The sequence below is a fragment of the Pontimicrobium sp. MEBiC06410 genome, from assembly GCF_053601615.1.
Genome location: NZ_JBSHNT010000164.1, coordinates 408,037 through 423,081, shown reverse-complemented (window position 1 = coordinate 423,081; position 15,045 = coordinate 408,037). Strand labels below are relative to the sequence as shown.

Annotated in this window: 9 protein-coding genes; 3 read left to right on the top strand and 6 right to left on the bottom strand. The window is 31.4% G+C overall.

The window, feature by feature from the left end:
* Positions 1 to 192 precede the first annotated feature (192 nt).
* The 3 genes from ACVC08_RS19570 to clpB all read right to left on the bottom strand — a co-directional run bounded on the left by ACVC08_RS19570 (position 193) and on the right by clpB (position 6,127).
* The gene (locus ACVC08_RS19570) at positions 193 to 2,121 is read right to left on the bottom strand and encodes a PEP/pyruvate-binding domain-containing protein (RefSeq protein WP_452603333.1); all 1,929 of its coding nucleotides are present in this window, start codon (positions 2,119 to 2,121) and stop codon (positions 193 to 195) included.
* Complete coding sequence (locus ACVC08_RS19565; protein WP_452603332.1) at positions 2,122 to 2,691, bottom strand: DUF4956 domain-containing protein; 570 nt, start codon at positions 2,689 to 2,691, stop codon at positions 2,122 to 2,124. It abuts the gene before it with no gap.
* A gap of 829 nt (positions 2,692 to 3,520) precedes the next feature.
* A complete protein-coding gene (clpB, locus tag ACVC08_RS19560) occupies positions 3,521 to 6,127 on the bottom strand; it encodes an ATP-dependent chaperone ClpB (protein ID WP_452603331.1) in 2,607 nt (868 codons plus the stop codon).
* 160 nt (positions 6,128 to 6,287) lie between these two features.
* On the opposite strand from clpB, the gene ytxJ reads away from it, so the two are divergent.
* Complete coding sequence (gene ytxJ / locus ACVC08_RS19555; RefSeq protein ID WP_452603330.1) at positions 6,288 to 6,677, top strand: bacillithiol system redox-active protein YtxJ; 390 nt, start codon at positions 6,288 to 6,290, stop codon at positions 6,675 to 6,677.
* Positions 6,678 to 6,739: 62 nt separating this feature from the next.
* Here the strand turns inward: ytxJ and ACVC08_RS19550 are convergent, their stop codons facing one another.
* The 3 genes from ACVC08_RS19550 to fahA all read right to left on the bottom strand — a co-directional run bounded on the left by ACVC08_RS19550 (position 6,740) and on the right by fahA (position 11,724).
* Positions 6,740 to 7,921 carry a hypothetical protein gene (locus ACVC08_RS19550; protein WP_452603329.1) on the bottom strand — a complete coding sequence of 394 codons (1,182 nt, stop codon included), beginning with the start codon at positions 7,919 to 7,921 and terminating at the stop codon, positions 6,740 to 6,742.
* A 227-nt stretch (positions 7,922 to 8,148) separates the two neighbouring features.
* Positions 8,149 to 10,332: a hypothetical protein gene (locus ACVC08_RS19545; RefSeq protein ID WP_452603328.1), complete on the bottom strand. Its 2,184-nt coding sequence runs from the start codon at positions 10,330 to 10,332 to the stop codon at positions 8,149 to 8,151.
* 102 nt (positions 10,333 to 10,434) lie between these two features.
* Positions 10,435 to 11,724 (bottom strand): fumarylacetoacetase, encoded by a 1,290-nt coding sequence (fahA, locus tag ACVC08_RS19540; protein ID WP_452603327.1) that lies wholly within the window; start codon positions 11,722 to 11,724, stop codon positions 10,435 to 10,437.
* A gap of 210 nt (positions 11,725 to 11,934) precedes the next feature.
* Between fahA and glyA the strand changes: the two genes are divergently transcribed.
* Together glyA and ACVC08_RS19530 are read left to right on the top strand one after the other, a co-directional pair.
* The gene (glyA, locus tag ACVC08_RS19535; protein ID WP_452603326.1) at positions 11,935 to 13,209 is read left to right on the top strand and encodes a serine hydroxymethyltransferase; all 1,275 of its coding nucleotides are present in this window, start codon (positions 11,935 to 11,937) and stop codon (positions 13,207 to 13,209) included.
* A gap of 48 nt (positions 13,210 to 13,257) precedes the next feature.
* On the top strand, positions 13,258 to 14,976 hold the full coding sequence (locus ACVC08_RS19530) for an FG-GAP-like repeat-containing protein (protein ID WP_452603325.1): 1,719 nt from the start codon (positions 13,258 to 13,260) through the stop codon (positions 14,974 to 14,976).
* The last annotated feature ends 69 nt before the right edge of the window (positions 14,977 to 15,045 follow it).

Here is a 15,045-nt window from a genome sequence, read left to right as displayed (position 1 = left end):
TTTCACTCGAACCAATGTGATATTTAAAATAAAGTTCTCCCGTCACGTCGAGTGGTTTTGTGAAGCCAAAGCGAAACAAAATTGTATCGAGACGCTTTGTTACAGTAAAAGGTTCTCGATACGTTTTTCGTGCCTCAAAACACTCGAACTGACGATGCGTGTGTTATTTCACTCAAACAGGCGTTTTCTATACTAATCATTAAAATAACGTACTTGTTTAATATATAAATCTCGTGTTGCTCCATCTATTTTAAATTCTACGTCCAAGCCATAATTTAAATACGTACTTTTAACTTTATACAAACGATTATAGAAATAGTGTTTCTTTATTTGTTCTAGTTGTTGTGTTAGTTTAACTGTTTCTTTTTCAGATAGAATAAGCTTATTATTATTTAAGCTAGAATGAGAAATAACTTCTACTATATTTCTATCGTAAAGACTGGTTTTGGTGCCCGAATAACAAATTAATTGATCGCAAGTTACAGCTTTGTCTGGGGCTACAACGGGTTCTTCTCCTAATTGTACATTTATTACGGTACCGTAATAATTTTTACGGTATAGGTTTTTAGTAATGGCAACACCGTTTGCTTTTTCGCTAGGGAAGGAGCGGTGTACTAAAATACCCATTGCAACACTGCTTTGATCTATATTATAATAATTACGCTCTAAGTACGCACGCTCTAACCACAAGCTGGCCCAAACCTTTTTTATGGCTTTTTCTATGGTCTTTACAGAGTCTCCAACAATTCCTGTTTTAGAGTCGTATAAACCTGCACCACTAAACCCTACAATATCTTCTGCATTGGTAGAGCTTCTAAAACGCATACGTTTATAATTGCCTAAGGCTTTAATTTTTTGTTCTACGGCTAAAATTAAAACAGGGTCTAGTTTGGTTCTTTTTATGCGCTTTCTAATTGTTTTAAGTTGTGTTTTTACTGTTTTTTGGGTATTATTAGCCGAGTTGTCTATTAGTTTTTGTAATAAGGTGTCTGCTCCAGAAGTTTTTAAGTGCATTTCGTAATAATAAAACGGAATGGCAAATGCTGCTTCTGGAACTTTAAAGTCATTTTTTTTAGAGAGTTTTTGTAATTCTCCAAAGTTAGCGGCTTTTCCTCCTACAAGGTTTACAGATTTTATAGTAACATCTTTCATGCTTATTAACGAGTCTGTAAATACATCTTTATAGAGGTAATTAAGTGATTGTTTCTTTTGTTTTGTTTTTTTATCGAAAACGGTTTTTGTTACAGGGGTTATATAAAAGGTGTCTAGTTTTACTTCAAAAGCAACATATTTATTTGCGTACTGTTTTAACCGCTTAGAGTGCATGGCTTTTGTATAAGCCGCCATTGGTACTTTTCTGTTTTTGCCTAATATAGAGATATGGCTTAAGGGTGTTTGTAAATTAGTTGTAATTAAACCAGCAGTTAAAGGTAATTCTAAAATTGGTTTGTCTATAACTATAATATCGTGTTTCGAAATTTGTAGGTGTTTTATAGAGTCTATGTTTACAAAGCGTAGTTTTCCATAACTTTTATAGGTGCTTATGGCTTGGTATGTTTGGTTATCGTATAGTGTGTTGGCATGTAATGTAGGGATAGAAAACTGGTGTTCTAACTTTTGAAGTCTTGCTGTGTGTAAAAAGAACTTGAAGTTTTTAAAATAACTAGCTTCTTTTATTAAACGGTATAAAAATTCGATATCCTGAACCAACATTTGGTCTACTGGAGATAACTCCATTGTATATAAATTATTAGATTTATAATAATTTATATTGGCTAATAAATAACGCTTGTACTTATGTTTTGCCGAATAGTTATAGTTGTTAAATTGATACTGCTCGTAATTATGCCCTAGATAATCTAAACAGAAATTATAATGATATTTATAACGGTTACTATTAATAAAATAGAGTTTTTTTGCTTTTAAATCGTAAACAACTTTTAATGCATTTACATTGCCGTATTTGTTAGATATAGGTTTAGCTTTTAATTCATTAAAATCTGAAACCGATGTTAACTCGTCTAGGCAGTTTATTTGTGCTGAAACGATTTGGTTAGCAAGAATGAATACAACTGTTGCAATAGAAATTAACCTAAAAAATGTATTTTTTAATAGTGTCATTTATTGAATGTATTGTATGTTAATTTCTGCTGTTTCTGAAGCAAAATCGATGCTTTTAATTTCTATTTTATAAATGGTTACTTGTAATTTTAATTCTATGTCGGCCTTTAAAGCTGCTTTATCATTGAGTTTTAAAAGATCTAAATTGGTATAATTTATTTTGGTAGACGCTATTTGCTTGTATTTAAAAACGGTTTCTAATAGCCAGATAATGAATACAATAATTCCGTTAGAGAGTGCTAGTTCTAAATAATGAGAAGGCGTTGTTAATGCATTAATTACAGATAACCCTATTATAGAAAACAAATAGGTCATTTCTTTAATATTAATAGCTGTTGTACGGTATCTAATAATTCCAAAAATGGCAAAAAGCCCTAATGCAAAGCCTAGTTGTAATTGGATGTTTTTTAAAAGAAAACAGAGTAGAAATACAATAATACTAATAACGCTATAGGTAAATAGATATTCGCTTTTTTGGGTAGCCTTGTAGTAAATAAATCGAATGATTAGTGTAGAAATAACGAGATTAATACCTAATTTAATTAATAGCTCTATAAAGGATTCTTGCATGGTTATAGTTTAGTCTATATTGTATTCGTTTTGTATGTGTTGAAAATTCGTCAATTCGAGTGTGTTTTACGATTGAAATGAGTAAAACTTGTATCGAGAATAAGAATTTATATTTCTAACATGTTCTCGATACGATTTTTCGTTTCTCAAAATCACTCGAACTGACTTACTAGTATTCTTTAATTCATAATAAACAACTCGTTATTTAAATATAACGCCATTTTAATATAAGTATTTTCTAATGTAATCAAATTTATATAAATGTCCTTTTTGGTATTGTTTTATGTAGGATGTTATATAAGAGTTTTATTGTATTGGGAACTGTTTATTTAATTAAAATGAGCTTCGCTATTTTTTTGAAAAACCATCCGATTTTTTCATTCTGAAAAAACCACCTTCCTTTTTTTAAAGGAAGGAGCTGTGCTTTTAGATTTCTATTAGTTTCGATAAGCTAAGACAGACATTTGAGTGAGCAATCGTAACTCGTAATTCTCATTCATTTAGAAGTATTTAAAAACAAAAAAGCAACGCAGTCTTTAAAATGGACTAACGCTGCTTTTTTCAAACTAACTAACTATCACTATCAAAACGCGGGACTTTCCGCTTTATTTTTAAGTTAACACAACTTTATGATTGTTTAACATCTTATTGGCTTTAGTTTTTTTATTTCTAGCCATTTATATTTTATTACAAATGTTGTTTCATCAATTCGATTGAATTTTACGATTTTATGAGTGAAATTTGTATCGAGAATAAAGATTTCGTTACTTAATCTGTTCTCGGTACAATTCCGATAGTTATTGGAATCACTCGAACCGACGGAAGGGTTTTAAATTTCTTCGGTAACAAAGTTGGCTTCGTTTCTAAAAACCAATTTGTCGTTAAAGGCATCTAATAGTATAATACTATCTGTTGTTACTTTTCCTGCCAAGATTTCTTTACTTAATTGATTTAGCACTTCTTTTTGTATCACTCGTTTTACTGGTCTTGCCCCATATTCTGGATGATAGCCTTTTTCTGCTAAATACTGTCTAGCTTCTTCTGTAGCATCAAACGTAATGCCTTGTTGCGCAATCATTTTTGTAATGCTTTTTAATTGTAAGCCTACAATGTCTGTAATGTTTTCTCTACTTAAAGGGGTAAACATTACGGTATCGTCTATTCTGTTTAAAAACTCTGGTCGTACAGTTTGTTTTAATAAACCTAAGACATCTACTTTTGCAGCTTCTATTGCCGAGTCTACATCTTTTAAGGCATCAAAGCGTTCTTGTATTATCTGACTCCCCATATTAGAGGTCATAATAATAATAGTATTTTTAAAGTCGGCTATACGGCCTTTATTATCTGTTAAATGGCCCTCGTCTAGTACTTGTAATAAAATATTAAAAGTATCTGGGTGCGCTTTTTCTATTTCGTCTAAGAGTACTACAGAATAGGGTTTACGTCTCACGGCTTCTGTTAACTGTCCGCCTTCATCATACCCTACGTATCCTGGAGGTGCACCAACTAATCTGCTTACGGCGTGACGTTCTTGATATTCGCTCATATCTATTCTTGTTAAAGCACTTTCGTCATCGAATAAATATTCTGCTAATGCTTTTGCTAATTCGGTTTTACCAACTCCTGTTGTTCCTAAAAACAAGAAGGTTCCTATTGGTTTTTCTGGATTTTGTAATCCTGCTCTAGAGCGTCTTACAGCATCACTAACCGCGGTTATGGCTTCTTCTTGGCCAACAACACGTTTGTGTAATTCGTCTTCTAAGCGTAACAGCTTTTCACGTTCACTTTGCAGCATTTTTGTTACAGGAATACCTGTCCATTTTGCAACAACTTCTGCAATATCATCATAAGTAACTTCTTCTTTTATTAAAGAGGTCTCGGCTTGTGCTTCTAGTTGCTTCTGGTATTCTTCTAGTTTTTCTTGTGCTTCTTTTATTTTTCCGTAACGTAATTCGGCTACTTTACCATAATCGCCTTCACGCTCTGCGCGTTCTGCTTCTAGTTTATAGTTTTCAATATCCTGTTTTGTGTTCTGAATATTATCTACAACTTCTTTTTGGCTTTTCCACTTTGCATTAATTGCGTTGCGTTCTTCTTTTAAATTAGCCAGTTCAGAGCGTAATGCTTTTAATTTGGTTTCATCTTTTTCACGCTTAATAGCTTCAATTTCAATTTCTAACTGCATTACTTTTCTATCGAGCACGTCTAACTCTTCTGGTTTAGAGTTAATTTCCATACGTAATTTAGACGCAGCTTCATCCATTAAATCAATGGCCTTGTCTGGTAAAAAACGATTGGTTATATAGCGTGTTGAGAGTTCTACAGCTCCAATAATTGCATTGTCTTTTATGCGTACTTTATGGTGCGTTTCGTACTTTTCCTTTATCCCTCTTAATATAGATATCGCGCTTTCTGTATCAGGTTCGTCTACCATTACTTTTTGGAAACGACGTTCTAAGGCTTTGTCTTTTTCAAAATATTTTTGATACTCGTCTAATGTTGTCGCGCCTATTGCTCTTAATTCGCCACGTGCTAATGCTGGTTTTAAAATGTTTGCAGCATCCATTGCGCCTTGTCCGCCTCCAGCACCTACTAAGGTGTGGATTTCGTCTATAAATAATACGATATCTCCTTCGCTTGTTGTAACTTCTTTTATAACGGCTTTTAAACGCTCTTCAAATTCGCCTTTAAATTTTGCACCTGCAATAAGCGCTCCCATATCTAGAGCAAAGATTTGTTTGTCTTTTAAGTTTTCAGGAATATCACCATCTATAATTCTATGGGCTAATCCTTCTGCAATGGCAGTTTTACCTGTTCCTGGTTCTCCTACTAGTATAGGGTTGTTTTTTGTACGTCTAGATAGTATTTGAAGAATACGTCGTATTTCTTCATCTCGTCCAATAACGGGATCTAGTTTTCCATCTTTGGCTAACTGATTTAAGTTTTTAGCGTACTTATTTAAAGCGTTATAGGTTTCTTCTTGGTTTTGCGAAGTTACACGATCTCCTTTTCTTAACTCTTCAATAGCAGCATTTAGCGCTTTTTCTGTAACACCTTGATCTTTTAATACTTGTGCTATTTTACTTTTAGATTTAAATATTGCTAAAATTAAATGCTCTATAGAGACATAATCGTCGCTCATTTTTTTAGCAATTATAGAGGCCTCGTTTAGGGCTTTACTTGCTTCTTGAGATAGCATTAAATTACCGCCCGAAACTTTAGAGAAACTTTCTATTTGCTTATCTAAAATTTGCTGAAGTATGGTTATATTTACATTTAGTTTTTTTAATAGAAAAGGCAATACATTTTCGTCTATTTCAAAAATAGCTTTAAATATGTGTTCGTTTTCTATTTGTTGATGGTTGAAACTTTGTGCAAGTTGTTGTGCTTGCTGTATAGCTTCTTGTGATTTTATTGTATAGTTGTTAAAATTCATAACATGATTTTTTTTCTTGTTTACGAAGCTATTAAAACAATAACTTTACCATTGTAGTTTATAGGACAAAATGACCGTTAATACTTAAAAGCACATGACTTTTAGTCAGTTTGTAAGCTTTTAGTTTACTACCGACTTAATTAAATATAAATGACAAAACATGGGATTAATAAATAAACTATTTGGGGGTTCTAACGAACCAAAGGAGGAAAAAGTATTGCCTTGGATACCTTTAAGTCAATTACAACAGCTTAAATTTATTAAAGATAAATCGAAAACAAAAACACAAGTTATATTTAAACACTCTACACGTTGTGGCATTAGCCGTATGGTTATGAGTCAATTTGTAGAGAATTACGAGTTTACAGAAAAGGATTTAGATTTGTATTATTTAGATTTATTAAGTTATAGAGATGTTTCTAACGAAACTGGATACGAATTTCAAGTGATGCACCAATCGCCTCAAATTATAGTTATTAAAAATGGGGTAGCGGTAGCTAATGCGTCTCACGGTGCTATTAATAGTTTAGATTTAAATCGTTTTGTTTAGATAAGATGCAAAAACTAATAAGTATAAAAAAAACTCCCGAAGCTATTCGGGAGTTTTTGTTTTTATCGCCTAAAACTATTGCCTGTTATAATTTCTTTAAGCTGTAGTTTGAGGTCTTCTCCTGTATCGAAAATCATTTGCTCGTTACTTGGGAATTGTACTCTTCTATTATCTAAATAACTTAATAAGTTTTGGTCTAATGCACGACGATCTCCTCTAGAGGTGGCATAGAAATGTTCAAATAGGTATTCGCTTTGTAGTGGGAAGGCTTCTATAAGTTGTTTTGTATTGTAATCTTTATAGGTTACAGTACCAACGATACTAGAGGTTTTAAATTGTCTAGTTTCATAATACTCACAACGTACTGTTTTAAATTTATCTACTTTAATTTTGTTTCCTAAGCTATCTTTAAGCACGTTTCCATCACCATCTAATGCATATTTCCAACCATCGACTACTTGTTTTTCTCTTATTATTTCTCGTTCTTTAATTTGTTCTGGAGAAATAGCAATGTTACGTAGTATAACTTCCATACCAAAATCGTATCGTCTTTGTGTGTTGGGGTTGTTATGGTAAACGGTCCATAAATCATTTAAACCATAAGTGCTAAAGTTAAGTAAGTCTTCTTCCAATCTTCTAGGAATAACTTGTTGTGTATCGTTAACCATATTAACAATAACATAATCTGTTCCTTTTTCGTGTGCTTGTTTTATAAGTTGCCTAACGTTTTTGTAATTGGGGTTAATACGGTCTAAGTATTTAAAGTCATCAAAGGCCTTTCTGTAATCGTACTTATCATTACTGTTTAATAGTTGTTTTGCATTGTTATATAAATAGTTTGATGTTTTATCTTTTGCAGCAATTATTTGCGAATTATAATTTTTAAAGCTAAAGGCTACTTTTTTGTTCCCTATGTATAATGGTAGTACTGGTTTTATACGCTCTTGTCTAGCTCTTAAAGTTTGATATAACTCATAGATTTGTTCGTAATTAGCAGGATTATTATCTTTTTCTAAATAGGTAATACGTTCTTTATCTCTTGCTTCAGCCTTATCGAATGCTTCTTTTAGTAAATAGATGTAATCTACTTTCCTCTTTTTGCCTTTATTGTTTTGTAGTTTTCTTAATGCATCACCAATGGCACGGTCATAATTACCAGTCGTTAATTGTTTTTCTATACGACTAGTACTTCCGCAAGCCGTTAAAAGTATTAGTGTTATTAATGTTAGAGTAATGTTTTTCATAGTAAATATCCTATTTGGGAAATTGATTGAACCATCAATAATTTTTCAAATTTAAAAAATGAAATGTGTTTATATGGTAATTTATTTAATTGTTTTTTGATTTTTGAAATTTATATTATATGCTACAAACCAATTTGTATGCCAAAGCCAAATAAATATGTTTTAATACTAAAAAAAACGCCTAAAATTAATTTTAGGCGTTTTTTTTAAGTTTTTCTGCTAACTACTTATTGATTAGAAAGCGATAGAATTTGTTCTTTATAAATAGGTTTTCCGTCTTCTGTAATTCCATTTATAATTATTTTAAGATTGTTATAATTTTGTCTGTTAACTTTTAAAATATTGTCTGTACCTGGTGTAATTTCAAAATTTGGAACCCAATCTATGGTGCTATAATTGTCTATAGAGCTTTGGGTTGTGAATTGTAATTCTGGTTTTTCGTATTTGGTTTTAGAGTCATTAAATCCAAATGCAATTTTAGATTTTTGAATTTTAGGGTTGTTTACAATAGGTTTTCCAGACTCTCCTTTACGAGTTACAAGGTGTATTACACCATTTGGATATAATGGGCCGTAACCTGCACCATTAATGTTAAGAACTACATATTCTATTTCTTCTACTCTTCTAAAAGATAAAAGGGTTAAATCTGTATATAATACTCCATCTACAGTAACACTAAGTAATCTAGGCCCTGTATCGTTTATGGTTCTTGCACCTCTATTATTTTGAATAGAAATATCTCCTGAAGCATTATATACTACTGTTGTACTAGGTAATGTTTGTAAGTAATCTAAAATAGTGGCATTAGAAAAACCTGAATCTTCTGGCTTGTATACTCTAGATGAGCCTAAACCAAGAATATTGTATTTGGCTAATGTCTGCCTAAGTTGTAATTGTTTTTTCTTTTTATTTGCAGTTATTAATATTTCATCTAAAGCTTCTGCATCTTGGTATTCTGGCAAGCTTGAGTACTCATTGTTTGTTGGTTCTGTTTCTACAGGTGCGTTATTTTTATAAACTAAATTTTGCGGTAGCGTATTATCCGCTCTATAATCGACATAATTATTGTAAACAAAAAATGTTGCTTTCTCTATTTTTCCTTTTTCATTAATTAATGCTAAACTATAATTTGACGATTTTTCAAAATTAAGTTTATCGAAGTTAAAGGTATGGTCTTTAGCGATAGTACTTACTTCGGTTAATTTATTTTCGTTTGATGATAATAAAACGGTGTAGTTTGATAAATCCTCTATTTTGGTATTAACTTTACCGTTTATATTAATACCATTTTCATTTTTGTAATGTAAACTAGATGTTGTTAAACCTTTATATGGAAATGTGTTTTCTGTAGTTGCTATTTTAGAGATGTAATCTAATTTATTTGTGTTTATAGTTTTTTTGGACAGCAAATTTGCAGCTCCATAATTATTAGCTTTTAAGTAAGGATCTATTAAAAAGGATGATATAATATTATTATTGTTTTTGTATAGTTTTGTTTCTTCTGGTAGCACAGAAACACTAACATTAGCTTTACTACTAATATTAAATATTTTTAAATTAAGCGATAACGTATCGTATGTTTTTGAGCGTTCTGTAATTTCAATATCTATTGGGTTATAAGCGTTCCAAAAAAAAGATTTTTCTGAAACTATTTTTTTATCTTCTGTAAATAACGCAATCATATTTACACCATTAAAAAGGTCGGATTTTGCAAAGGCTATTTTATAAGAAACCTTATCTTTTTTTAACTGTAACGGAAGAATGGATTTTAAATCTCCGTTTCTATGTAAAACTGCAAAAAGATATTTGTTTTTAAGTTTTTTGTTTATAATCGTTTCACTAGAGGTATTTATTTCAAATGCAATAGTTTGTGGTGTTTCAACAGCTTTATTTCTGTTTATACTAAAAGGTGTTGTCGTATTTTTAGCAAACTCTACTTTTTGTATAGGTGTATTGTCTGAAAAAATATCACCTTCACTTAGGTTAATAACTTCAATTTTAAAAAGTGGCGCTTTCTTTTTAAAGTTTTTATTCCATTGAGAATCTAACTGTAGATAATATAGTCCTTGTTTAAGGTCTTTTTCGAGCTCAAATTGCCCATATCCCATTCCGTTTTCTACATATACCAGTTCGCTATGTACTAGCTCTAATGCATCGTTATATAAGTTTACATGTAAGTTTGTAGATTCTATAAAAGGTAGATTGCTTCCATCTTCTACAGTATAAGTTTTAAACCAAATTTGTTCTCCTGAGAAATAAGTGGTTTTATTGGTATGAATAAAATACTTTTCAATTTTAAACTTATGAAAGTACTCACTATTAATAATTTTTTCAGATTTTTTTGAGATCGCATCTTGCGAAGACCCTAAACTAAATAGTAATAGGGCAAGTAGTGTAAATAGTTTTTTCATTTTGGCTATATTGATTACTAGCTTTTTTTATCAAATATAATACCAAAAAAGAACCCCTTATTAAAAAATAAGGGGTTTATAATTTATTTAACAAGAATTAACTTATTTTTTCTTAGGGTTGAATACTGGTAATAGTTTTGTTGAAACTTCTCCAAAACCAATACGTGTTCCTTCTTTTTCGCAGTAACCTCTCATAATAACGGTGTCGTTATCATTAATAAATTTACGCTCAGTGCCATCATTCATTTTTAATGGTTTTTCGCCTCTCCAAGATAGTTCTAACATAGAGCCATAAGAGTCTGGTGTTGGCCCAGAAATAGTACCACTACCCATCATGTCACCAGAATTTATAGGGCAACCGTTTACTGTATGGTGTGTTAATTGCTGTGCCATGCTCCAATACATGTATTTAAAATTTGAGCGACTTACTACTGTTTCTTTAGCTTTTTCTGGTTGTATTGCAACTTCAAGATTAATATCGAAACTCTTTTTTCCTTTTTGTTGTAGGTATTTTAATTGTTTCTTTAATGGTTTTGGACTGTCTACTCTGTATGGTTCTAAAGCGTCTAGAGTAACAATCCATGGCGATATAGATGAAGCGAAACTTTTAGCCAAGAAAGGGCCTAATGGCACATATTCCCACTTTTGAATATCTCTTGCACTCCAATCATTAAACAAAACTAACCCAAAAATATACTCTTCTGCTTCTTCAATAGGGATTGGTTCTCCTAAATCGTTTGCATCTGTTGTTATAAATGCCATTTCCAATTCAAAGTCAACTAACTTTGAAGGTCCAAAAACAGGTGTTTCTGCTCCAGCAGGAAGCGTTTGCCCTTGCGGTCTGTGTACGGGTATTCCAGATGGAATTATAGAAGAACTTCTTCCATGGTATCCTACAGGAATGTGTAACCAGTTAGGTAATAAAGCATTGTCTGGATCTCTAAACATAGTACCTACGTTGGTAGCATGTTCTATGCTTGAATAAAAATCGGTGTAGTCACCAATTTCTACTGGAAGTTGCATTTCAATTTCGTCTAAACGAAATAAAACAATTTCTTTATTTTTTTTATTGTCTTTTAAAACAGGGTTTTCTGCATCAAAAATTTCAGCAATTCTATTTCTAACTAATCGCCATGTTTTACGACCATCTGCAATAAAATCGTTTAGAGTATCTTGAAGAAAAATATCATCGGTTAACGGGATACCTTCAAAATAGCCTAATTGATGCAATGCACCTAGGTCTATAGCTGTATCACCAATTCTGGTTCCTATTGTAATAATATCATCTCTAGTTAAAAAGACTCCAAAAGGAATATTTTGTATTGGGAAATCTGAGTTTTTATCGACGTGTAACCACGACTTTCTATCTGGATTGTTAGCAGTTATTGGCATAACAGTTGTGTTTATTAAAAGTGATTTGTTATTCTATTCAAACCTACATATTTTTTTTATTTAAATGCAATAAAATGGGTAAAAAATAGATGTATTTTACCAAATAAATAAAAAGTAAGAGTATTGAAAGTAAATATGTGATTTAATGAATAATATAACTAATCTATTTCTTATTTTTGAATTCTATTTTAAATTTAGATATCAAAATTCATGCAACGCGACGAACAAATTTTTGAATTAATACAGGCAGAAAAAGAACGCCAATTAGATGGAATCGAATTAATAGCATCAGAAAACTTTGTTAGCGACCAAGTTATGGAAGCTGCGGGTTCTGTTTTAACTAACAAATATGCAGAAGGTTACCCTGGTAAACGTTATTATGGAGGCTGCGAAGTTGTAGATGAGGTTGAGCAATTAGCTATAGACAGAGCAAAGAGTTTATTTGGTGCTGCATATGTTAATGTACAACCACATTCTGGGAGTCAGGCTAATACAGCTGTTTACCATGCGTGTTTAAAGCCTGGAGACAAAATATTAGGATTCGATTTATCTCATGGTGGGCATTTAACACATGGTTCGCCTGTTAACTTTTCGGGGAAATTATATAACCCTGTTTTTTATGGAGTAGAAAAAGAAACAGGAGTTTTAAATTACGATAAAATACAAGAGATTGCTACTAAGGAGCAACCAAAATTAATAATAGCTGGAGCATCTGCATATTCTAGAGATATAGATTTTAAACGATTTAGAACCATAGCAGATAGTGTTAATGCCTTATTATTGGCAGATATATCACACCCAGCTGGTTTAATAGCAAAAGGGATATTAAGTGACCCAATACCGCACTGTCATATTGTAACAACAACAACTCATAAAACCTTAAGAGGCCCAAGAGGAGGTATGATAATGATGGGGAAAGATTTTGAAAACCCATTTGGATTAAAACTTAAAAACGGAAACTTACGTATGATGTCTTCTTTATTAGACTCAGGAGTATTTCCAGGAAACCAAGGTGGACCTTTAGAGCATATTATTGCAGCTAAAGCAATTGCTTTTGGAGAGGCATTAACCGATGAGTTTATGCATTACATGCTACAAGTAAAGAAAAATGCTGAGGCTATGGCAAAAGCTTTTGTTAATAAAGACTATAACATTATTTCTGGAGGAACAGATAACCATATGATGCTTATAGATTTACGTAATAAAAATATAACAGGAAAAGATGCAGAGAAAGCATTGGTAAAGGCAGATATAACTGTAAATAAAAATATGGTGCCTTTTGATGATAAATCTCCATTTGTAACTTCAGGAATTAGAGTTGGTACTTCTGCTATTACTACAAGAGGCTTAAAAGAAGATGATATGTCTAATATTGTTGATTTAATTGATGAAGTAATATTAAATTATGAAGATGAAGAAAAATTAGAGGCTATTGGTATAAAAGTTAATGCTATGATGGGGGATTTGCCTTTATTTGCGTTTTAACTATTTAATTAATAGGAATTTAATATTTTTGTAAAAATCCCAATCAATATGAAAAACATTTATACTCTTATTTTTTTAGCCTTTTCTACTATTGGTTTTGCCCAATTAGCTTTCGAAGAAGTTGCCACCCTTAAAGGTGTTGGTGCCTCTTATGGAGCCTCTACTTATGGAGGTGGAGTTTCATTTTGTGATTTTGATGGCGATGGTTGGGATGACTTAACATATTCTACTACTGATGGTGAGAAAGTTTATTTTTATAAAAATCAAGGTGGTACATTTACACAAGTAGACTTGGTTGGTATAGATGATACCTATAGAGCAAAACAAGTACTATGGGTAGATTACGATAATGATGGAGATAAAGATTTTATGGTAACAAGTATTACTGGGTTAAATAAGTTTTATAGAAACGCAGGAGATATGACGTTTACAGATGTTTCTAGTACGATAGGTTTTTTTACAGATAATTTTTATACTTATGGTATTTCTTTTGGAGATATAGATAGTGATGGAGATTTAGATGCTTTTATATCTAATAGAGACGATCAAACCTTTAACCAGTATAGTTACTTATATAGAAATGATAATGGAACTTTTGTAAATATTAGCTCAGCAGCTGGAATTTATTTAGGAAACCAATTATCGTTTTGTTCTGCGTTTTTTGATTATGATAATGATGGAGATCAAGATATATATGTAGCAAACGATAAGCTTGCTAACATGAATAGGCTATATCAAAATGATGGGAATGGCAATTTTACAGATGTATCTGTTGCTAGTGGAGCTGGGATTACTATAGATGCAATGTCTACAACTATTGGAGATTATAATAATGATGGTTGGTTTGATATATATGTTTCTAATACTACTAGCGGAAATTATTTATTAAAAAATAATGGAGATGGTACTTTTTCTAATGTATCTGCATCTGTAGGTACAGAAATGAATACTATTGCATGGGGATCGTCATTTTTAGATGCCGACAATGATACAGATTTAGATTTGTATGTAAGTAGTAGTATAGATTCTAATGGTCCACCATGGTTAAATGCTGCTATGTATATAAATAATAATAATGGTAACAATTTTACAATACCAAGCGGTGCAGGATTTAGTAATGATACTAGAAAAAGCTATGCTAATGCAATGGGAGATTTTAATAATGATGGTTTAGCAGATATTGTTGTAATGAACGATACCGAAAATAATTTTTTATGGCAGAATAAAACCAATAACTCTAATAATTACCTAAAAGTAAAACTTGAAGGTGTTGTAAATAATAAAGATGGTATTGGTTCTAAAATAGAAATTTCTATTGGTGGAAATAAACAGTATAGATATACTTTATGTGGCGAAGGCTACTTAGGGCAAAACTCTGGAACAGAAATATTTGGTTTAGGTACAGCTACAACAGTAGATTATGTAAAAGTAACATGGTTAAATGGAGTAGAAGATGTGTTTAACAATGTAAGCGCAAACCAAACACTAAATATTGTTGAAGGTTCTTCGCTTTCTGTAGAAGAATTTAATACTGCAACTAATATAAGTGTTCATCCTAACCCTACCAAAGGCTTGGTTTCTGTATCTAATTTAAAAGAAGATGTAACACTAACCATTTATAATATTTTAGGAAAGCAAATTGTTAAGCAGAGCTTATCTAGTATAAGTAACACTGTAAATATTAGTAATTACCCTAAAGGAATTTATTTATTTACATTTAAGAATAAACAAGGATTAGAAGCTACAAAAAAAGTAGTGTTACAATAGTAACCTATAAATACATATAAAGAAAAACCTCTCAAATTTTGAGAGGTTTTTCTTTATATAAATAATTGT